This is a genomic window from Pseudoalteromonas sp. RWi3 (genome assembly GCF_054960735.1).
Genome location: NZ_JBHNYL010000001.1, coordinates 526,938 through 547,774 on the forward strand (window position 1 = coordinate 526,938; position 20,837 = coordinate 547,774).

The 20,837-nt window shown below is 41.1% G+C and carries 16 protein-coding genes; 5 read left to right on the plus strand and 11 right to left on the minus strand.

The annotated features are described in order from the left end of the window. Positions 1 to 2 precede the first annotated feature (2 nt). The 3 genes from dnaE to lpxB are packed head-to-tail and all read right to left on the minus strand — an operon-like array spanning position 3 to position 5,237. Positions 3 to 3,494 carry a DNA polymerase III subunit alpha gene (dnaE, locus tag ACFI4Z_RS02215; RefSeq protein WP_462669146.1) on the minus strand — a complete coding sequence of 1,164 codons (3,492 nt, stop codon included), beginning with the start codon at positions 3,492 to 3,494 and terminating at the stop codon, positions 3 to 5. Continuing rightward, positions 3,494 to 4,090 (minus strand): ribonuclease HII, encoded by a 597-nt coding sequence (rnhB, locus tag ACFI4Z_RS02220; RefSeq protein ID WP_462669147.1) that lies wholly within the window; start codon positions 4,088 to 4,090, stop codon positions 3,494 to 3,496. Before rnhB ends, dnaE begins: the two co-directional genes overlap by 1 nt. After that, positions 4,080 to 5,237, minus strand: coding sequence for a lipid-A-disaccharide synthase (gene lpxB / locus ACFI4Z_RS02225; RefSeq protein WP_462669148.1), 1,158 nt, complete (start codon positions 5,235 to 5,237; stop codon positions 4,080 to 4,082). Before lpxB ends, rnhB begins: the two co-directional genes overlap by 11 nt. A 369-nt stretch (positions 5,238 to 5,606) precedes the next feature. On the opposite strand from lpxB, the gene ACFI4Z_RS02230 reads away from it, so the two are divergent. The 5 genes from ACFI4Z_RS02230 to cydC are packed head-to-tail and all read left to right on the plus strand — an operon-like array spanning position 5,607 to position 11,969. Beyond that, positions 5,607 to 7,193 (plus strand): cytochrome ubiquinol oxidase subunit I, encoded by a 1,587-nt coding sequence (locus ACFI4Z_RS02230; RefSeq protein WP_462669149.1) that lies wholly within the window; start codon positions 5,607 to 5,609, stop codon positions 7,191 to 7,193. Beyond that, positions 7,190 to 8,329 (plus strand): cytochrome d ubiquinol oxidase subunit II, encoded by a 1,140-nt coding sequence (gene cydB / locus ACFI4Z_RS02235; RefSeq protein ID WP_462669150.1) that lies wholly within the window; start codon positions 7,190 to 7,192, stop codon positions 8,327 to 8,329. Before ACFI4Z_RS02230 ends, cydB begins: the two co-directional genes overlap by 4 nt. Positions 8,330 to 8,340: 11 nt before the next feature. Then, positions 8,341 to 8,493, plus strand: coding sequence for a cytochrome bd-I oxidase subunit CydX (gene cydX, locus ACFI4Z_RS02240; RefSeq protein ID WP_462669151.1), 153 nt, complete (start codon positions 8,341 to 8,343; stop codon positions 8,491 to 8,493). Further along, on the plus strand, positions 8,483 to 10,243 hold the full coding sequence (gene cydD, locus ACFI4Z_RS02245; RefSeq protein WP_462669152.1) for a thiol reductant ABC exporter subunit CydD: 1,761 nt from the start codon (positions 8,483 to 8,485) through the stop codon (positions 10,241 to 10,243). Before cydX ends, cydD begins: the two co-directional genes overlap by 11 nt. Then, positions 10,236 to 11,969 carry a thiol reductant ABC exporter subunit CydC gene (cydC, locus tag ACFI4Z_RS02250; RefSeq protein WP_462669153.1) on the plus strand — a complete coding sequence of 578 codons (1,734 nt, stop codon included), beginning with the start codon at positions 10,236 to 10,238 and terminating at the stop codon, positions 11,967 to 11,969. The genes cydD and cydC overlap by 8 nt, the downstream gene beginning before the upstream one ends. Before the next feature lie 54 nt (positions 11,970 to 12,023). On the opposite strand, the gene lpxA is transcribed toward cydC, so the two are convergent. From lpxA to ACFI4Z_RS02290, 8 genes are all read right to left on the minus strand, one after another. Beyond that, on the minus strand, positions 12,024 to 12,794 hold the full coding sequence (lpxA, locus tag ACFI4Z_RS02255) for an acyl-ACP--UDP-N-acetylglucosamine O-acyltransferase (RefSeq protein ID WP_462669154.1): 771 nt from the start codon (positions 12,792 to 12,794) through the stop codon (positions 12,024 to 12,026). A 2-nt stretch (positions 12,795 to 12,796) separates the two neighbouring features. Continuing rightward, complete coding sequence (fabZ, locus tag ACFI4Z_RS02260) at positions 12,797 to 13,249, minus strand: 3-hydroxyacyl-ACP dehydratase FabZ (protein ID WP_058561338.1); 453 nt, start codon at positions 13,247 to 13,249, stop codon at positions 12,797 to 12,799. Between the two features lie 10 nt (positions 13,250 to 13,259). Further along, positions 13,260 to 14,300, minus strand: a complete 1,041-nt coding sequence (lpxD, locus tag ACFI4Z_RS02265; protein WP_462669155.1) for a UDP-3-O-(3-hydroxymyristoyl)glucosamine N-acyltransferase — start codon at positions 14,298 to 14,300, stop codon at positions 13,260 to 13,262. Between the two features lie 7 nt (positions 14,301 to 14,307). Continuing rightward, positions 14,308 to 14,826, minus strand: a complete 519-nt coding sequence (locus tag ACFI4Z_RS02270; RefSeq protein WP_058561304.1) for an OmpH/Skp family outer membrane protein — start codon at positions 14,824 to 14,826, stop codon at positions 14,308 to 14,310. Between the two features lie 11 nt (positions 14,827 to 14,837). Next, complete coding sequence (bamA, locus tag ACFI4Z_RS02275; protein WP_462669156.1) at positions 14,838 to 17,309, minus strand: outer membrane protein assembly factor BamA; 2,472 nt, start codon at positions 17,307 to 17,309, stop codon at positions 14,838 to 14,840. Positions 17,310 to 17,405: 96 nt separating this feature from the next. Next, positions 17,406 to 18,758, minus strand: coding sequence for a sigma E protease regulator RseP (gene rseP / locus ACFI4Z_RS02280; RefSeq protein ID WP_462669157.1), 1,353 nt, complete (start codon positions 18,756 to 18,758; stop codon positions 17,406 to 17,408). A 1-nt stretch (position 18,759) separates the two neighbouring features. Then, positions 18,760 to 19,965, minus strand: a complete 1,206-nt coding sequence (ispC, locus tag ACFI4Z_RS02285) for a 1-deoxy-D-xylulose-5-phosphate reductoisomerase (protein WP_462669158.1) — start codon at positions 19,963 to 19,965, stop codon at positions 18,760 to 18,762. Next, a complete protein-coding gene (locus tag ACFI4Z_RS02290; protein ID WP_462669159.1) occupies positions 19,962 to 20,828 on the minus strand; it encodes a phosphatidate cytidylyltransferase in 867 nt (288 codons plus the stop codon). Before ACFI4Z_RS02290 ends, ispC begins: the two co-directional genes overlap by 4 nt. Between the last annotated feature and the right edge of the window lie 9 nt (positions 20,829 to 20,837).

Genomic DNA, 20,837 nt, shown 5'->3' on the forward strand with positions numbered 1-20,837 from the left:
AATTAGTTAAATTCTAGTTCTACATCTTGCGCCGCCATCAGTGAAAGCTTATGAATTAAGTCATCACTAGGCGTAACACACCATTCTGTACCTAAGGTTAACTCGGCCAACGCATCTGGACGTTGATAGAAAACCCTAATAGGACAAGTACCAAACTTATAAGGTTCAAGTACTTTTTGTAAATTATCGAAGAAGTTCGCCTCGATCTGCACCATGTTCAGCGTCATTTTAATCGCTTTTATACGTTTTTCGCGCGCTTGAGCTATGGTGCATATGTCTCTGGCGGTCATTGTAATGCCACCGGAGAAGTTATCAAAGCTGACCTGTCCAGATATTACCAAGATATTGTTGATTTGCAGCATATCTTGGTACATTTCAAACTGTTCTGGGAATAAGCGTACATCAATACGGGCACTCTTGTCATCTAAAGTTATAAGCCCCCATCGATTTCCCTTTTTATTAATCAGTGTACGCGCTGCAATAACAAGGCCTGCAGCGGTTGATTGCACATCACGATTAGTTGGCTGCAAGTCCACTAAACGGCCTGTGGTGTAGTGCTTAAGCTCTCTGCGGTACTGGTTAATCGGGTGGCCAGTTAAATAAAGGCCTAAAGTATCTTTTTCACCGTCTAACCATTGATTATCAGTCAACGCAGTGGCTTTTATAAATGCCTGTTCGACTTCATCTGGCTCTGTGGCAAGTAGCCCAAACAAATCCGTTTGACCAAGAGACTCAGCTTTGTTGTGCTGATCAGCGGCGCGCATCGCATCTTTAAGGCTCGCTAATAACGTTGCTCGCCCTGGTTGAGTTTTATCTGGGCCAAGTTGATCAAGTGCTCCGGCGTAAATGAGTTTTTCTGTAACACGTTTATTTAAACGCTTTAAGTCAACTCGAGCGCAAAAATCAAATAAGTCTTTAAATGGGCCCCCTTCACTACGCGCTTCTAAAATAGCTTCAACAGGTGCTTCACCCACTCCTTTGATGGCACCGATACCGTATACAATTTCGCCTTGCTGATTTACAGTAAACTTAAACTCACCCGCGTTTACATCCGGCGGTAATAAGGTGAGTTTCATGTTTTCACATTCATCCACCAAAATTACGATTTTATCGGTATTATCCATATCTGCCGACATTACCGCAGCCATGAACTCGGCTGGATAGTGCGTTTTCATCCACAACGTCTGGTAAGAGACTAACGCGTAAGCTGCTGAGTGAGATTTGTTAAAACCATAACCCGCAAACTTCTCTACCAAGTCGAAGATTTTAATTGCTAGCTCGCCGTCAATACCGTTATTTCTAGCACCATCTTCAAATGTCGAACGTTGCTTTGCCATTTCTTCAGGCTTTTTCTTACCCATTGCACGACGAAGCATATCTGCGCCGCCCAGCGTATAGCCCGCTAAAACCTGTGCAATTTGCATTACTTGTTCTTGATACAAGATGATACCGTAAGTAGGCTCAAGAATAGGCTGCAAACTTTCGTGCTGATATTGAGCGTCGGGGTAAGAGATTTCTTCTCGGCCCAATTTACGGTCGATAAAGTTATCTACCATGCCTGATTGCAGTGGGCCTGGTCTAAACAAGGCCACCAAGGCTATCATATCTTCAAAGCAGTCAGGTTTAAGACGCCTGATCAGATCTTTCATACCCCGGGATTCGAGCTGGAATACCGCGGTCGTTTCGGCGCGTAATAATAGATCTATACTCTTTTTATCATCCAGTGGGATTGCGTTGATATCAACAGGCTTTTTGCCTTCACGCTCAAGGCGCTCGTTGGTCATATCAATTGCCCACTGCAAGATTGTCAGCGTTCTAAGACCCAAGAAGTCAAACTTAACTAAGCCGGCAGTTTCTACATCATTTTTATCAAACTGAGTAACCGGAAACTTCCCTTCATCATCACAATAAAGCGCAGCAAAATCGGTAATAGTGGTGGGTGATATAACCACACCACCTGCATGCTTACCGGCATTACGTGTACACCCTTCAAGGATGCGGCACATATCAATTAAGTCTTTAACCTCAGAGTCGCCATCGTAAGCCTCTTGCAAGCGCGGCTCAACGTCAAAGGCTTTTGCTAAGGTCATACCGGGATCGCCCGGTATTAGTTTTGAAATACGGTCAACAAAACCATAAGGGTGCCCAAGCACACGACCAACGTCACGAATAACCGCTTTTGCTGCCATGGTACCAAAAGTGATGATCTGCGATACCGCGTCTCGTCCATACAGCGCTGATACGTGGTCGATTACTTCATCACGTCTATCCATACAGAAATCGACGTCGAAATCCGGCATGGAAATACGCTCAGGGTTTAAGAAACGTTCGAAAAGTAAATCAAATTCAAGTGGATCAAGATCGGTGATCTTAAGTGCATAAGCCACCAACGAGCCTGCACCAGAACCACGTCCCGGCCCAACTGGAATGTTGTTATCTTTACTCCACTGGATGAACTCCATTACGATCAAGAAGTAACCTGGGAAACCCATCTGATTGATTACGTCGAGTTCTATTTTTAGTCGCTCGTCATATTCGACTCGTTTTTCTTTACGATCATTTTCATCTGGGAATAAAAACTGTAAGCGTTCTTCAAGGCCATCTTCTGAAACTTTAACTAAGAAGTCTTCAATATTTAATGAGCCAGTTGGGTAATCAGGTAGAAAGTAAGTACCCAGTTGCACCGTTACATTACAGCGCTTAGCTATTTCGACACTGTTTTGTAGTGCTTCTGGAATATCACTAAACAGCTCAGCCATCTGCTCTGGCGTTTTTAGGTATTGCTCCTCAGAAAATCGTTTGGGCCGACGTTTGTCATCCAGTGTGTAACCATCAAAGATGGCGACGCGAATTTCATGCGCTTCAAAGTTCTCAGGTTTTAGAAAAACCACTTCATTAGTTGCGACAACAGGTAACTGCTCAACTTCGGCAAGCTCTACCGCTAAGTGCAAGTATTCTTCTTCTTGAGTTCGCAGAGTACGAATAAGCTCGATATAATAATGATCGCTAAAATGCTGTTTATAAAAACTGACAACCGACTCAACCGTTGCTGGATTGCCTTTTAGCAGTGCTTTCCCTAAATCACCGTCTTTAGCGCCAGAGAGTAAAATCAGCCCTTCTTTGTGCTCAACCAGCCATTCTCTATCAATGACTGGACGATGAAACAAGTGCCCGCGCTGATACGCTTTTGAGATCAATAAAGTAATATTTTTATAGCCGATGTTATCTTTAGCTAAAATAACAAGTCTACATGGTCCTTCTGGAAATTCAGGGCTGTGGAGCCAAAAATCAGCCCCTACGATTGGCTTTATACCTGCATTGTGGGCCGTATCATAAAACCGTACTAAGCCACAAAAGTTCATTTGATCGGTAATTGCTAAGGCAGGTAATTGTAGCTCTTGTGCTTTAGCAACAATCGGCTTGGTTTTAGCCAAACCATCAACCATCGAAAAATCAGAGTGAACTCGTAAATGTACAAAATCAGGCGCTGCCATTATTGCTCCTGCATAGCCAGTACACGTTGTACTGGTTTAAAACTTTTTCGGTGTTCATCAATTGCGCCGTATTGTTCAAGCGCCGCAAAATGCGCTTTGGTGGGATAGCCCTTATGCCCGGCAAAACCATATTGCGGATAACGTTTATCCAGCTCAATCATTTCATCATCACGCGCTACTTTGGCTAATATAGAGGCTGCTGAAATTTCAGCCACTAGGCTATCGCCCTTTACTACTGCTTGTGCTGGCATGTTTAGTTTTGGGATACGATTACCATCAACAAATACAAACTCAGGTGTGGTCGTTAATCCTTCAACAGCACGGCTCATCGCCAGCATGGTTGCATGTAATATATTGAGCTCGTCAATTTCTGTTGGGCTACAACGGCCTATTGACCAACAAAGTGCTTTTTCTTTAATTTCAATAGCCAAGGCTTGACGTTTTTTATCAGTCAATTTTTTTGAATCTGCAAGGCCTGTAATCGGGTTGGTTGGGTCAAGTATTACCGCTGCAGTAACTACGTCACCAACAAGTGGGCCACGGCCAACTTCATCAACACCGGCGATAAAGGTTAGATTTGGTCGTTCAATTTGCATTTAGTAACTCCGCTACTGCCGCCGCGGCTTGCTCGCTGGCATTTAAACGTATTTGCTGATGGATTGCTAAAAATCGAGCTTTTAACTCGCTGTTATCGCTATTTAACATTGGTTCAAGTGCGTTCGTAAGGTTATCCACGTTACAGTCTTTTTGCAAAAACTCTGGGACTAACTCTTCATCAGCCAATAAATTAGGTAATGAGAAATATTTAATATTAAAGGTAAACAACGTTTTAAATATCCAGTAACTCATCGGTTTAATTTTATAACCCACCACCATAGGTTTTTTATATAACATGCCTTCTAATGTCGCCGTACCAGAGGCGATTAAAATGGCATCTGCTGCTTGCATTGCAATATCAGATTGCCCATTCAGCAATTGTATTTTTAATGACGGTGCTGTGGTGGCTAAAATTTCACTGAACTGAGCTTTTCGCTTGTCATTAACTAAGGGGACTACAATTTTTAAATCTGGGTTTTTAGCTTGTAACTCAGCCGCTGTTTGAATATAGGTCTCACTTAATAAACCGACTTCTGAACCACGGCTGCCGGGTAACAATGCCAATACTTTGTCATTGTCATTCAAGCCCAGTTTTAGACGAGCTGCATTGCTATCATGTTCCAAGCCAATATCATCAGCAAGTGTATGACCTACAAATGTGCAAGGTACGTTGTGCTTATCATAGAACGCTTTTTCAAATGGCAAAAGAGCAAGCACCATATTGGTTGCGGAACTAATTTTATGAATACGCTTTTCACGCCATGCCCACACAGACGGGCTAACATACTGCACCGTCTTAATACCCGCATCTTTTAATGGTTTTTCAATACGCAGGTTAAAATCCGGTGCATCTATACCAATATAAATGTCAGGAGGGTTATCAACAAAGTGCTGAATGAGTTGCTTACGAATTTTTAATAACCGAGGTAAACGTCCTAACACTTCAACCAAGCCCATAACGGCAAGGTCTTCCATATCAAATAGACTTTTACATCCTTGCGCCTGCATTTTAGGGCCTGCAATGCCTTCAAAAATGGCATTAGGGTAACGTTTTATTAGTGCTTTTATAAGACCTTCGCCTAATATATCACCGGATAGTTCACCCACTACAATTGCTATGCGTAATGGTTTGCTCTGATTATTCATTGATTCTTTTCGCAATTAACTCTGCATTTAATAGCAGCAGTTTAACGTGTTTTCAATGCAGTATAAATGTTGAGAGGTAATATTAATTTAAATTTATTCCTTGGCGCATAAACAATAAACTCAACCCTGTAAATAAGGTAAATTAAGGCCCACAACTACTGAAAATCATTGATTGCACTGGGTCTTGATTAAAATAAGCCTAGCTTTATCCAATATTTTATATTTCTGCCACATTGATTAATGCTCTGTACATAAGCTATTTTTTACACTTTTGGGTTGACTAAAATCAAGAAAGGCATAACATTAGCGAAGTTTCAGTAATTTCTGAAAGATAATACACCCGCGCCGTCAACTAAAAAGGAGCACACTATGATAGATGAAGCGTTTGTCGATCTATCGCGATTGCAATTTGCTATCACTGCACTGTTTCACTTCCTCTTTGTCCCGCTAACATTAGGTATGACATGGATCTTGGTTATTATGGAATCTGTTTATGTTATGACAGGCAGAGAAATCTACCGTGACATGACTAAATTTTGGGGGAAATTATTTGGGATTAACTTTGCGGTTGGTGTGGCTACAGGCTTAACCATGGAGTTCGAGTTTGGAACAAATTGGTCGTACTATTCACACTATGTAGGCGATGTGTTTGGTGCTCCACTGGCTATTGAAGGTTTAATGGCATTCTTTTTAGAGTCCACCTTTGTCGGTATGTTCTTCCTCGGTTGGCAACGACTCACTAAGCGACAGCATTTAGGTGTTACCTTTTTGATGGCTATTGGTACTAACTTGTCTGCCCTTTGGATCCTAGTCGCCAACGGCTGGATGCAAAACCCGGTGGGTGCTGAGTTTAATTACCAGACAATGCGCATGGAAATGACCAGTTTTGCTGAATTAGTATTTAACCCCGTTGCACAAGTTAAGTTTATTCACACAGTGTCGGCAGGTTATGTAGCCGCATCCATGTTCGTCCTTGGTATTAGTAGCTGGTACATTTTAAAAGGTCGTGATTTAGCCTTTGCTAAACGCTCATTTTCAGTTGCCTCCGGTTTTGGTTTAGCGTCTATCCTGTGTGTCATTCTACTTGGCGATGAATCAGGCTACGAAGTTGGCGAAGTGCAAAAAGTAAAATTAGCGACTATTGAAGCAGAGTGGCATACCGAAGAAGCGCCAGCTGCATTCACAGCAATTGGTATTCCTGATTCAGATGAACAAGTTACGCATGCTGCAGTTAAAATTCCTTACGCATTAGGCTTAATAGCAACCCGTTCACTGGATGAGCAAGTAACTGGCATCAGTGATTTAGAGAAAAAACACGAAGTGCGTATTAGAAACGGCATGATAGCGTATGAGTATCTTGAAAAACTCAGAAATGGCGAAGACACTCCAGCCAATATTGCTAAATTTGATACATTAAAAGATGATTTAGGCTATGGCTTGTTACTAAAACGCTACACCCCAAATGTAGTTGATGCAACAGAGGAGCAGATACAAAAAGCAGTGAAAGACTCTTTCCCACGGGTTGGCCCTATGTTTTGGTCGTTTAGGATTATGGTTGGCTGTGGCATGATCATGCTCGTCGTTTTTGCTCTGTCGTTCTACTACAACGCGCATCGTGTTATTGAACAAAAACGCTGGCTTTTAAAAGCAGCTGTTTGGAGTATCCCCCTACCTTGGATTGCTATTGAGTTTGGCTGGATTGTTGCTGAGTATGGCCGTCAACCATGGGCTATTTCGGAAGTATTACCAACATTTTTAGCTACCTCGTCGTTAACAGTAAACGATTTAATTTTTACCATTACTGCATTTGTTATTTTTTATATTATTCTGGCGGTTATCGAAGGTTGGCTGATGCTTAAATTTGTTAAATTAGGGCCAAGCTCATTACACACGGGTAAATATTACTTTGAACTTGAAAAAGCTGATAAGCAACTAAGCCAAGGAGCACAATCATGATTTTTGATTACGAAACCTTAAAGTTCCTTTGGTGGCTGTTAATTGGCGTACTGCTCATAGGCTTTGCCATTACTGATGGCATGGACATGGGGGTAGCAATATTATTACGCCTAGTTGGTAAAACAGATATAGAACGCCGTACTGTGATCAATACCATTGGTGCTCACTGGGATGGCAACCAAGTGTGGTTTATAACCGCTGGCGGAGCATTATTTGCTGCTTGGCCAATGGTATACGCCGCTGCATTCTCTGGCTTTTACTTTGCTATGATGCTGGTATTGTTTGCTCTGTTTTTACGCCCACTCGCCTTTGATTATCGCTCAAAACTCGAATCGGCAAAATGGCGCAATAACTGGGACTGGGCGCTGCTTGTAGGCAGTTTTGTGCCCGCTTTGGTATTTGGTGTCGCGTTTGGAAATGTACTTCAAGGGGTGCCTTTTGATATTGATAATTTATTACGCACTACCTATCAAGGCTCTTTTTTTGCTTTGCTTAACCCGTTTGCATTAATCGCTGGTTTGCTAAGCGTCACTATGCTGGTTGGTCATGCTGGCATGTGGTTACAATTGAGAACTGACGCTGAAGTATCAGTTCGCTCAGCCCAATACGGTCGCTATGCTTTAATGCTGTTTATCGCTCTTTTTGCTGTTGCAGGGTTCTGGGTGGCAAAAATGGACGGCTATCAAATTATCTCAATGCCAGACACTCAAAGTTATGCGAATCCACTTGGCAAAGTAGTTACAACAGCGCCCGGTGCGTGGCTCGATAATTACAGTAAGATGCCACTCACTATGCTGTTTCCTGTACTGGCTTTCGTATCAGCAATCTTTGCCATTATATTATCTATGCTGAACAAACCTGCATTAGCATTAGCTACAACCAGCACCATGTTAATAGGGGTTATTATGACTGCAGGCAGTGCGATGTTCCCATTTGTTATGCCTTCAAGTAATAATCCAAATATAAGTTTAACAATGTGGGACGCTGTTTCCAGTCATATGACATTAAATGTGATGTTTATTGCTGCTATCATTTTTGTTCCCTTAATTTTATGTTACACGACTTGGTGCTACGTAAAAATGTGGCGTAAAGTCACACAAACTGAAATTACGAACAACACTCACGGCAGCTATTAAGGAGACTTATTATGTGGTATTTCGCATGGATACTCGGTGTTTTATTAGCTTGTACTTTAGGCGTGATTAATGTCATGTGGTACGAATTTCAGCAAAATAAAGACAGTATTGCTGAAGATGAATTAGAACTACACGAAAGGCTTAAACGCCAAAATGACAACTAAAACACGGCCCGATCGCGCGCAGCAGACCAAACTGCGCGCATTCTTAAAACACCACAGTCAAAGTGGTGCACGCTTATTAAAAATGAGCATTTTACTTGGTACATTCAACGCGTTGCTAATGATAGCGTCCTGTTACCTACTGGCTAATGCAGCACACCTTGTTATGTTTGAAAGTAAAAATATCAACCAAGTGAGTTTTCTACTTTGGCCTTTAGCAGGACTCATACTACTACGAGCTTTATTTTTAGCGCTCAGCGAGAGACTGAGCCATTATGCTGCGCAAAAGATTAAATCATCCATGCGCAAAACATTACTCGCAAAGTTAAACCGCTTAGGGCCTACATACATTGAAAGCAAAGGCCAAGGTGCAACGTTAAATACACTACATGACGGTGTTGAAGCACTGCACCAATATTACGCTAATTATTTGCCCAGTATTGCATATAGCGCACTCATTCCCTTGGCGATTCTCGTGGTGATTTTTCCAACAGATTACAAAGCAGGGTTAATCTTTTTATTTACTGCTCCGTTAATCCCCTTTTTTATGATTTTAGTAGGTCATAAGGCAGAAGAGATAAATCAACAACGTTGGCAGCAACTCTCAATTTTAGGGAATTATTTTTTAGATCGGATCCAAGGATTGACACAATTAAAATTGTTCAATGCAACTCGCTCTGAGCTGGCTCACATTGCAAAAATTTCCGATGACTTTAGATCCTCAACGATGAGTGTACTTAAAGTCGCATTTTTATCTGCATTTACGTTAGAGTTTTTTGCCACTATTAGCGTCGCCTTAGTCGCTGTAATCATCGGCTTTAGATTATTTTTTGGCACACTAGATTTTGCCACCGGCTTTGTTGTTTTACTTCTAGCCCCAGAATTTTATTTACCCTTGCGTCAAATGGGCACCCATTATCATGCTCGATTAGAAGGCATTAGCGCCGCAGCAGATATGATTGATATCATCAATGCGGAAGAACAGCTTCCGTCACAACACTCTAAAACTGTACCATTACCCATAAATAATATTAGTGCTAAGCAGTTAAGCTTTTTATACCCTGATAGTAAAGAAGGAATATCCGATATAAATATCAGCCTTCCTGCACAGGGGTTGTTTGCATTTGTGGGCGACAGTGGCGCAGGTAAAAGTACCTTGTTTGATTGTTTACTTGGCTTTCATCATCAAGCAAATTCACACATTTTCATCAATGGCACTGCACTTTCTAACTATGAAAACCAAACCTGGCTACAAAATATAGCGTGGATACCTCAAAATCCGACCTTATTTTACATGAGTGTTGCTGATAACTTACGCATAGCCAATGCTCAAGCAACACAAGCACAACTAGAAGAAGCAGCTGCCAAAGCAGGCGCCCTTGAGTTTATTCTCGCATTGCCCCAGGGGTTCGATACACTTCTCGGTGAACAAGGGGAAGGCCTCTCTGGTGGTCAAAAACAACGCATTGCACTGGCACGTGCATTTTTAAAATATGCACCTATCTTGATACTAGATGAACCCAGTGCTCACCTTGATAGCCAAACTGAGCAGTTAATAAATAAGGCAATTACTGACTATGCAAAAAACCACCTCGTTCTTGTGATTGCCCATAGGTTAAATACCGTTAGTAAAGCAGACAAAATTTATGTGATGCAACAAGGCCAAATTATCGAGCAAGGCAGCTACCTGCAGCTAAATGAAAAAAAAGGTCCATTCTGGCAGCTTGTTAATGCAGGTGCTCAGCATGACTAACTTTATCCGTTTATTAAAACTCTGTAGACCCCACGCAACGATGCTGCTACTTGGTACCCTATTATCAACCCTAACCGTTTTAGCTAACATTAGTTTGCTTGCGATATCTGGCTGGTTTTTGGCAGCGATGGCCGCAGCAGGTATTGCATCTGTACATATGAATTACTTTACCCCAGCCGGTGTCATTCGATTTTTAGCGATTGTAAGAACAGCTTCTCGCTACGGCGAACGGCTCATCACGCATAATGCAACGTTTTTGCTACTGAGTGAAATTCGAGTGCGGGTATTTAACACACTAAGCCGATTAAACAATGTAGACTTAGCCATGAGTCGCAGTGCTGATTTAGTTAATCGAATGCAAAATGATGTTGACGCACTAGACACTTTTTACTTGAATGTTTTATTGCCCCTTATCGTTGCTGTGTTTGGTATACCTATCATTATGCTATTTATGAGTGCATACAACCCTAATGTAGCCTTGGTATGCTTTAGCGCACTTATGATCGTCGGCGTTATTGTGCCTACATATTTAGGTGCGAAATTTAGCAAAACAGCCGCACACGAGCGAGAACAGTCTGCACTTTTAAGGGCGCAGTTATCTGAGACCTTGCAAGGCTCGCGAGAATTAATGGTCTATCAAGCCTCTGCTAAATTGTTGGCAAAATGTGATGACTCAAGTGAGTTATATAATCAGCAGCTGCATAAACGTCACTGCGCACTTGCTAATAGTAATGGCCTTACTTTATTGATCACACAATTGACTATGTTAGGTAGTGTTGTGATATTGATCCCACTTATTAGCAGCAATCAAGTCGCGAATGTAGAATTGGCAATGATGAGCTTATTTGTTTTAGCAAGTTTTGAAACCGTGCTCAATCTTCCCAATGCGTTTATTCAACTTCCCAACACTTTAAGCGCTGCAGCACGTATTTTTGAATTAGAAGACAAATTGACATCATCTCCTTTAACCGCAGCGGTAACTGTTAATAAACAACCCCTAGGTCTTTCTTTTTCTAATATTGATTATTGCTATAATGACCAAACTCATGCACTGAAAAAAGTTAATTTAACTATTTCAGCGAAGCAAAAAGTTGCCATAGTTGGGCCGAGTGGCAGTGGAAAGACTACATTAATCAATTTGTTAACAGGGCTGTGGCCAACACAAAATGGGCAGGTAAAACTGCATACGCGTGAAGGCCATATTGATATTGACACTTTATCAATAAATAACCGCTTTGATTTACTGACTATCCTTGCACAACATCACTATATCTTTGATGGCTCTTTAGCTGAAAACTTACGCTACGCACAACCAAATGCAACTGATGAAATGCTTTTGAAGGCCTGTGAACAAGCACTATTAAGTCCATGGCTATCACAGCTACCTTCTGGTTTAAATACACGCTTAGGGACAGCAGGACGAGCCGTATCACAAGGCCAAGCTAGGCGCATTGCTATTGCACAAGCCTTACTTCGTAATAGTCCTATAATGATTTTAGATGAACCAACTGAAAGCTTAGATAACCATACTAAACACCAAGTGATCAATACAATAATGAATGTCATGGCAGATAAAACAATTATCACCATTACACATGACCCTGCGTTGTTAGATTCAATGGATAAAGTGATATGGTTAGAAGAAGGAGCCATAAGAGCTGTTGATACTCACTGCACTTTACTTGCCAATGAAGTGGATTACATGTCTTTGGTAACGCGATTTTAAGCATAAAAAAACCACCGGTTATTACTAAGCGGTGGTTTTTAATAAGCGATGTAATTAACGAATAATTCCACGCTCAGAATTTTTTACAAACTCAACCATTAGCTGAACTGCTGGGTACTTAGCAGCATCTTCACTCAATGCTGTAATTGCCTCATCAACACCTAAGCCTTTGCGGTACAGTGTTTTATAAGCACGGCGTGTCGCCATCACTTCATCACTGTCAAATCCACGTCGTTTCATACCTTCAGTATTAATAGCCACAGGACCAGCAGGCGTGCCAATTGTGGTTACAAATGGAGGAACATCTTTATTTATACCAGAGTACATCCCCACAAAAGCATGCGCACCGATTTTACAGAATTGGTGAACACCCGAATTACCAGCAAGGATAACCCAGTCACCAACATGAACATGACCAGCAACCGAAGCATTATTTGCAAAGATAACGTTATCCCCAATTACAGCATCATGTGCAACATGGGTATAGGCCATAAATAAGTTGTTACTACCAATTTTAGTCACGCCTTGATCTTGAATAGTACCACGGTGAATTGTCGCACATTCACGAATAACATTATTATCACCGATAATAAGTGTTGTTGGCTCGTTGTTGTATTTTTTGTCTTGGCAGGCTTCGCCTACTGAAGCAAATTGAAAAATATGATTGCCGGAGCCAATAGTAGAAGGCCCTTTAACAACAACATGAGATTCAATAATACAATTATCACCTATCACCACATCGTTACCAATGTAGCTATAAGGACCAACTGATACATTATTACCTAATTTCGCACCTGATTCGATTATCGCTGTAGGATGGATCACAATTAAAGCTCTCTTCTCGCACACATGATTTCAGCAGTACACACTACCTTACCATCAACTTTCGCTTCTGCTGCAAATTTCCATATATTGCGGCGCTCTTTTAAAAACTGTACATGCAAATGCATAGTATCGCCAGGAACAACCGGTTGTTTAAATCGCGCATTATCGATTGCAGCAAATAAGTAAAGCTCATTTTCACTGCGATTTTCAACCGTTTTAAACCCAAGTAGGCCTGTGGCTTGTGCCATAGCCTCTAAAATAAGAACACCTGGAAAAATTGGCTGATTTGGAAAATGACCAGTAAAAATAGGTTCATTCACGCTAACGTTTTTAATGGCGTGAAGTGACTCGCCTGGCGTGTGGTCAAGCACTCTGTCCACTAATAACATAGGGTAACGGTGCGGCAGTAAGCTCAATATTTCTTGTATATCCAAGCTATTTAATTCGTTTGCCAAAATAGCATCCTTATTGATTATCAACATTTAATGACTGAGTCAAAGTCTCTAGTGCTTTAAGACGGTCTTTCATCTCTGGTAAATTACGCAAATGAGCGATATTACGACGCCACTCTTTATTTGTAGAGTGCGGCATACCAGAAGAGTAGATACCAGGCTCTTTAATTGACTTAGTTACCATACTCATGCCGGTAAGTATAACACCATCACATATATCAATGTGACCATTTATACCTACAAGCCCAGCAAATTGGCAATTTTTACCTACTGTAGTACTACCAGCGATTACTGTGCAACCTGCAATAGCAGTACCCGACCCAATCTCTACGTTGTGGGCTAAATGTACTTGGTTGTCGATAATCACATTACTATGAATTATGGTGTTATCAAGCGCACCACGGTCAATCGTAACTCCGGCACCAATTTCAACGTTATCACCAATAATGACAGCACCGATTTGCGGTATTTTTATCCACTGGCCTTTATCATTAGCGTAACCAAAACCATCGCTCCCTATGATTGAGTTTGCTTGAAATAGACAGTTTTCGCCAATTTCAACATCGTGATAAATAGATACATTCGACCACAGTTTGGTGTTACTGCCTATTTTAGCCATCGCACCGATAAAACAATTAGCACCTATTTGCACATTGTCAGCAATCTGTGCTCCTGCTTCAATCACAACATTGGCGCCAATAGAAGCCGAACTAGCAACCTGTGCATCCGGATGAACAACTGCACTGGAGTGAATGCCTTTGACTGCTGATGTAGGCGTTGTATCCATTATCTGAGCAAGCTGTGCATAGCTGTTATAAGGATTAGCAGCAATAAGCTTATTGCCCTGATAATAAGGAGCATCTGCTGCAGATAATATCACTGCACTAGCACGTGTATTGTCCAATTGTGGGCGATATTTCTTATTCGCTAAAAATGCAATATGCCCAGACTGGGCATTTGCAAGTGTCGCTATTTTTGAGATTTCTATAGCGCCGTCCCCATCGAGTTCAGCACCAAGAAGTTCCGCAATCTGCGAAAGCGTATAATTTTGCATATTTCTTCTATTGTTTACTTACTTTTTCAACAACTTTTTCTGATAAATCAGAAACTGTCTTTGGGTTAAAGTAAACAGTAGTGTCTTTTACTTTAACTTCATCATACTTACCATCTTTAGCAACTGTTTGGATTGCATCGATAATTAGCTTCTGTACTTTAGCTAATTCTTGATTTTGGCGCATTTTAATTTCTTGCTCTAAAGGACGACCTTTTTCTGCAAGATTTTTTTGCATACCTTCAACTTTTTCGCGTAGCGCATCTTTTTGAGCTTGGCTCATTGTTGTGCTTTCACGTTTAAATTTTTCAGCTTCAAAACGGATATCACCTTGAAGCTTCTCAATTTCTTGGCGACGTTCAGCAAATTCAGCTTGTAAAGTTTGCTCCACTTTAGCCATTTGAGGAATTTGCTTGTAGATTTCTTGCATATCTACAATACCTACTTTATGAGCAAATGCGCTCGCTGAAGTACCCATCATAAGTGTGGCTAATAAGGCAATTGCCGATGATTTAAATGATTTCTTCACAAAAAACTCCTTTAGAATGTATTACTAATATTAAAACTGATGGTCTTCGTATCGTCATCTTCTTCTTGTTGCAATGGATACGCAAAACTAATCAGCATTGGGCCCATAGGTGAAACCCATTGTAATGATAAACCTGTTGAAACCCTAAAGCGTGATGGATCAGAGTAATCCTCAAGTTTGGCACGTTGATCTACCCCTAAGTTTTGATAGCGATCAACGCTAAACTCTGTATCCCACACGTTCGCAGCATCAACAAAGAAACTTGTACGCACAGAACTGGTGTTCTCTTCATCTAAGAATGGCGTCGGTACAATTAATTCCATACCCGCAACCGCTTTCGCGTTACCGCCAATTCGACCTTGCGTATTTAGAACATCAAACTCTGATGCGCCGCCTATACTGCCAGTCGGTGTACCATCTGGCAATGGTGTGCCCGGAATTAATTTTGGCGTTCTAGATACTGCACGAGGTAAAATTGTATTTCGGTCAAAACCACGAAGTTCCATCTCTGTAATACGGAAGTACTCTTGGAATGGTAAAGTTTGATCGTACCCATTGGTTTCACCATAACCATTTCCGTAACCAAGTGCCGCACGGGTTGAAAATACCCAACGATGATCATCACTGATAGGCCAATAAAAACGCGAATCATAATTTAGCTTAAAGTAGGTTAAATCAGAGTTAGGCGTTGTACCTGTTAGGTTAAGTGTTTGACGTGAACCAGCGGTTGGAAATAAACCGCGGTTTACTGTTATACGAGACCAACCAACACTCAACTCATATTTGGTAAAGTCAAAGCCGGCATCTGGGTTCTCTGGGTCTAAGAAAGTCTCGCGCATTACACGAGTTTGCTCATACTCAGCAATTTCAGAAAGTTCTTCTTGAATCCATTTAATACCAAAGTTTACACGGTTAACCGCATCAATTGGAAAACCAATATTCGTTCCGATACCGTAACTCTTCGATTTATAATCGATAAGGCTAAACTTACTTGCATCATAGTTACTGTAAAATATGCTGCTACCTTGTGATACACCGTCAGGCGTAAAATAAGGGTCTGTGTATGAGAGGCTTACGCGCTCAGAACCACGTGAAGTATTGATATTAAAACCAATTTGGTTACCCGTTCCTAAGAAGTTGGATTCAGTTACACCAATGTTAAACTGTAGACCAAGGTATGAACCATACGCGAGGCCAGCATTAAAACTACCTGCTGATTGCTCTTTAACATTAAAGTCAACATCGACTTGGTCATCAACACCTGGCACTGGCACTACGTTAAAATCGACCGTTTCCATATACGGCAAACGTTGAATTTGTAATTTTGAACGCTCTAAGTTTTGGTTTGAAAGCCACGCACCTTCTAACTGCGTCATTTCACGGCGAAGCACTTCATCTGAGGTGTTTTGGTTACCACCAACAATGATACGACGCACATAAACACGCTTACCTGGTTTGACCGATAATGTTAATTGTACTTCTTTGTTCTCATCGTCAATTTCAGGAATGGTGCGTACTTCAGCATTCGCATAACCAAAGCGCGCTAAGTAGCTTTTAATAAACTCTTCAGATGATGTTACCACTGAACCATTGTAAAGCTCACCGGCACGCAGTGGAATAACGCTCTTAATTAATTCTTCACGCCCAAGCAAGTCACCGATGAAATCAAAGCCTTTAACTTTGTATTTCACGCCTTCTGTAATGTTAGCCGTAACATAAACAGATTCACGTTCTGGACCAACAGATACTTGAGTTGAATCGATATTAAAACGAAGATAACCGCGGTCTAAGTAATAACTGCGAATATTCTCAAGGTCGCCTTCGATGGTTTGCTTTTGGTAGCGATCGCTGCCCATAAACTGCCACCAAGGTAAATCTTGCTGTGACTCAGCGAGTGCTAATAGCTCTTCGTCAGGGAAAAGCTCATTACCCACAAGGTTAATTTGACGGATTGAGGCAGCATCACCTTCGTCAAATTCTAATTTCAATTTAACGCGGTTTCGTGGCAACTTTGTGATACTAATATCGATTTTTGCATTGTACTTACCAATACTATGAAAAAACTCAATTAATCCTTTTTCAATATTATCAACCACTGTTTTATCTAGCGGTTCACCTTGACGAATATCTTGCTGCTCAAGAGACTGAGTTAACTGCTCATCCTTAATATCTTTATTGCCATCAAATTCTATAAAACTGATCGTTGGGCGCTCTGTTACTTTAAAAATAACATTGTTGCCATCACGTAATGCTTTTATGTTGTCAAAGTGACCTGAGCTATACAATGACTTAATTGTTTTTGAAATTGTATAGTCATCTACACTGTCACCGACATTGATTGGAATATGCGTTAGGGCAGCACCGAGTGCTACACGCTGTAAACCTTCAACTTTTAAATCGTCAACAATAAAGGAGTTTTGGCCAAGGGCTGCAAAGCTTGCCCCTAATAAACTTGTTACTGCCAAATGTTTTTTTATAGCCATTTTATTATCTTTATCCTTTACAACTGTATTACCGCTCAACACCACATTAAAGCAATGTTTTACAATCGTGTTTTTTAATTCGAGACTGTCGCCATTCTATAATCGCGATACATCATTGAACAAAGCGAAACATGTTAGAAAAATTAGGAGCAAGGCTCCCACTTTAAAACCAAATTCTTGTGTCTTTTCAGAGACTGGCTTTTTACGGAAAAGTTCAATTATGTAATACATTAAGTGCCCACCATCAAGTACTGGTAAGGGTAATAAATTAAATACACCCAAGTTAACACTTATTAATGCTAAAAAGCTTAAAAAGGCTACAAAACCATAACTTACACTGGTTCCTGCACCTACAGCTATCCCCACAGGACCACTTAAATTTTTAACGGATACTTGACCTGTAATTAAATTACCGATCATATCAAAACTTAAACTTATTAAACGCCACGTTTCCTTTACGCCGAGCACAATACTATCCAGTGGGCCATAATGTCTAGTCTCGATGTAACCTTCTGGCCACTGTTCTACAACTGGCGCAACACCTAAAAACCCTTGTTGTAAGCCATTACCAACCGTTCTGCTTTGTGGAGTAACCGCTAGCAACACCATACTATCTTGTCTTTTTACACTAAATTGTAATGATTTGTTAGCTGATTGCTGAATAAGATTAACTAATTGCTGCCAACTGGTTATTGTTTCGCCATCTACCATCACAATTTCATCACCAACTCTTAAATCAGCCATAAATGCAGCTGAATTTTTGGTGATTGCTGCAACTTCTAACGTTGCATCTGGCCTAAACGGAACGATCCCCAGCGAAGCTAATGGAGGCACATCTTGTTGGTCTAACTTCCAACCATCAATGTTAATCGTTTTAACTTGCTCTTGGTAATCATTAGAGCGAACAGTCACATCAACACGTTCATCACCAAGACTTGCCATTAACGCAAATGTAGCATCTTGCCACGTGGCTATATCATCATTACCAATTTTAATAATTTGTTGGTTCGGCGCAATACCAGCAAGTTCGGCTCTGCTGCCCTCTTGTACTGTACCAACAACCGGCTTTATTGATTGCACACCGACTAGATACATGACTGCTAAAGCAAAAATGGCGAAAATAAAATTTGCCATTGGCCCTGCTGCAACAATCGCAATACGAGCTTGTACAGACTTTGCATTAAATGAAAGATGACGTTCAGATTCAGGCACATTATCAACACGCTCATCAAGCATTTTCACATAGCCGCCAAGTGGGATTGCTGCTATTACATACTCTGTACCTAGTTTATCGTGCCACTTTAACAACGGTTTACCAAAACCGATTGAAAAGCGCAGGACTTTAACCCCCGCTTTACGTGCAACCCAAAAGTGGCCGTATTCATGAACGGTAACTAAAATACCCAGTGCTAGAATAAATGAACCTAAATTCCAAAAGAAATCGAACATATCAACATTGTACCTTGCGTATTTGTTGTACTGCTTGCTCTCGGGCTAATTTATCACACGCTAAAATTTCATCTAGGGTATGAACGTTTACATCCGCAGTGGCATCTAATGTTTGCGCATTTACTCGATAAATATCCGTGAACTTAATTTTACCTTTTAAAAAAGCAGCCACAGCCACTTCATTTGCAGCATTAACTGTTGTGGTAGCACCTTGCCCAGCCTCACACGCAGTGATGGCTAGTTTTAAGTTTGGATAGCGAGCAAAATCAGGTTTAGTAAACGTAAAATCAGCTATGTCTGAAAAATCGAGCGGCTTTACACCTGCATCTATGCGTTGTGGGTAAGCAAGTGCGTGAGCAATAGGCGTGCGCATATCAGGATTTCCCATTTGCGCAAGCACAGATCCATCTTGATACTGCACCATTGAATGAATAATACTTTGTGGATGAATAACCACTTCAATATCATTAGCGACGCAGTTAAATAACCATTTTGCTTCAATAAACTCTAAGCCTTTATTCATCATGGTGGCTGAATCTACTGATATTTTTTGTCCCATTGACCAGTTTGGATGTGCGACTGCCTCAGCAACTGTTACCGTAGATAGTGTATTGATATCACGCGTTAAAAAAGGGCCACCAGAACCTGTCAATAAAATTTTACTGACGCCATGCTCTGCAAGTTTTGCATTATTTTTTGAACCTTGCAATGCACCAGGTAAGCACTGAAAAATAGCATTATGCTCACTATCTATTGGTAAAAGTGTCGCCTTGTGCTGTTTTACCTTATCGATAAACAACTGTCCTGACATCACTAGCGATTCTTTATTTGCCAGTAATATTTTTTTACCTGCCTCTACAGCGCTTAACGTGGGGATAAGTCCTGCGGCGCCCACAATAGCTGACATCACAACATCAACACTAGAATGAGCAGCAAGCTCACTCATTGCATCAACACCACTTCTAACGATTGTTTTACACGCAGTACCTGACAGATGCTGTTTTAATTGCTCAGCGGCGCTCTTGGAAGCCATAACAGCGTAAACTGGATTATGAGTAAGGCACAGCTGGGCCATAGATTTAGCGTTCTCACCTGCAGTTAGAGCAAACACCTCAAACTGACTAGGGTTTCTAGCAATAACATCTAACGTGCTAGTACCAATTGAACCTGTCGCACCAAGAATAACTAGTTGTTGTTTACAACTCATAGACTTAGTGTCCACGCATAACATAAAACAAAAATAGGCGCTGCTGCTGTCAAGCTATCTAGTCTGTCCAATATGCCACCGTGGCCCGGTAAACATGAACCGCTGTCTTTTAGGCCCGCTTCACGTTTAAACATACTTTCTAACAGATCACCAATGGCAGAAAACAAAGCAATAAAAATAGTCATTACACCATAGATTGGCCAAACAGCCGTATCAACATCACTAAAGTGGCAAAACGCTAAAACAAAGATCACAGCTGCAACAACACCACCGGCCAAACCTTCAATGGTTTTATTTGGGCTTACCTTGGGCATTAATTTGTGTTTACCAAAGTTTTTACCAGTAAAGTAAGCACCAATGTCGGCACTCCAAACTATACCAAGGACTACAAGGATCAACATTGAACCAAAATGGGTGGACTCTAAATAATTAGCACTGCGCAGAGTATTAAGCGCAAGCCATAGCGGCACTAACGTTAAAATACCTGCAATGGCACGCATCACCAGCCCTTCATTCCACGCTTTTGCCATTGATGGGTAACGCCAAACTAGGTAAGTTGCAACAATCCACCACGAGAATGATAAGGTGAAAATATAGTTTGCATCCCCTACCAATTTCCCATCAAGCCACAGCGACTCAATCGGCCAATGCCAATTTAACAGCGCCAGTAAAATCGCAATAAAGATAACAAACGCAAAACGCTTCAATTTATCGCATAAGCCCATAAAGGCAGACCATTCCCAAGCACCCATTAAAACAATGGCACCGGCAATATAACTAAATAATGTTAGTGGTGTATAAAAAACTAATAACAGCGCCAAAGGCGCTAACACTAAAGAGGTTAAAATTCGTTGTTTTAGCAAAGTGTTACC

Coding starts and splice junctions, on each gene's coding strand:
- dnaE (WP_462669146.1), bottom strand. CDS start 3,494: ATGGCAGCGCCTGATTTTGTACATTTACGAGTTCACTCTGATTTTTCG.
- rnhB (WP_462669147.1), bottom strand. CDS start 4,090: ATGCAAATTGAACGACCAAATCTAACCTTTATCGCCGGTGTTGATGAA.
- lpxB (WP_462669148.1), bottom strand. CDS start 5,237: ATGAATAATCAGAGCAAACCATTACGCATAGCAATTGTAGTGGGTGAA.
- ACFI4Z_RS02230 (WP_462669149.1), top strand. CDS start 5,607: ATGATAGATGAAGCGTTTGTCGATCTATCGCGATTGCAATTTGCTATC.
- cydB (WP_462669150.1), top strand. CDS start 7,190: ATGATTTTTGATTACGAAACCTTAAAGTTCCTTTGGTGGCTGTTAATT.
- cydX (WP_462669151.1), top strand. CDS start 8,341: ATGTGGTATTTCGCATGGATACTCGGTGTTTTATTAGCTTGTACTTTA.
- cydD (WP_462669152.1), top strand. CDS start 8,483: ATGACAACTAAAACACGGCCCGATCGCGCGCAGCAGACCAAACTGCGC.
- cydC (WP_462669153.1), top strand. CDS start 10,236: ATGACTAACTTTATCCGTTTATTAAAACTCTGTAGACCCCACGCAACG.
- lpxD (WP_462669155.1), bottom strand. CDS start 14,300: ATGCAAAATTATACGCTTTCGCAGATTGCGGAACTTCTTGGTGCTGAA.
- bamA (WP_462669156.1), bottom strand. CDS start 17,309: ATGGCTATAAAAAAACATTTGGCAGTAACAAGTTTATTAGGGGCAAGC.
- rseP (WP_462669157.1), bottom strand. CDS start 18,758: ATGTTCGATTTCTTTTGGAATTTAGGTTCATTTATTCTAGCACTGGGT.
- ispC (WP_462669158.1), bottom strand. CDS start 19,965: ATGAGTTGTAAACAACAACTAGTTATTCTTGGTGCGACAGGTTCAATT.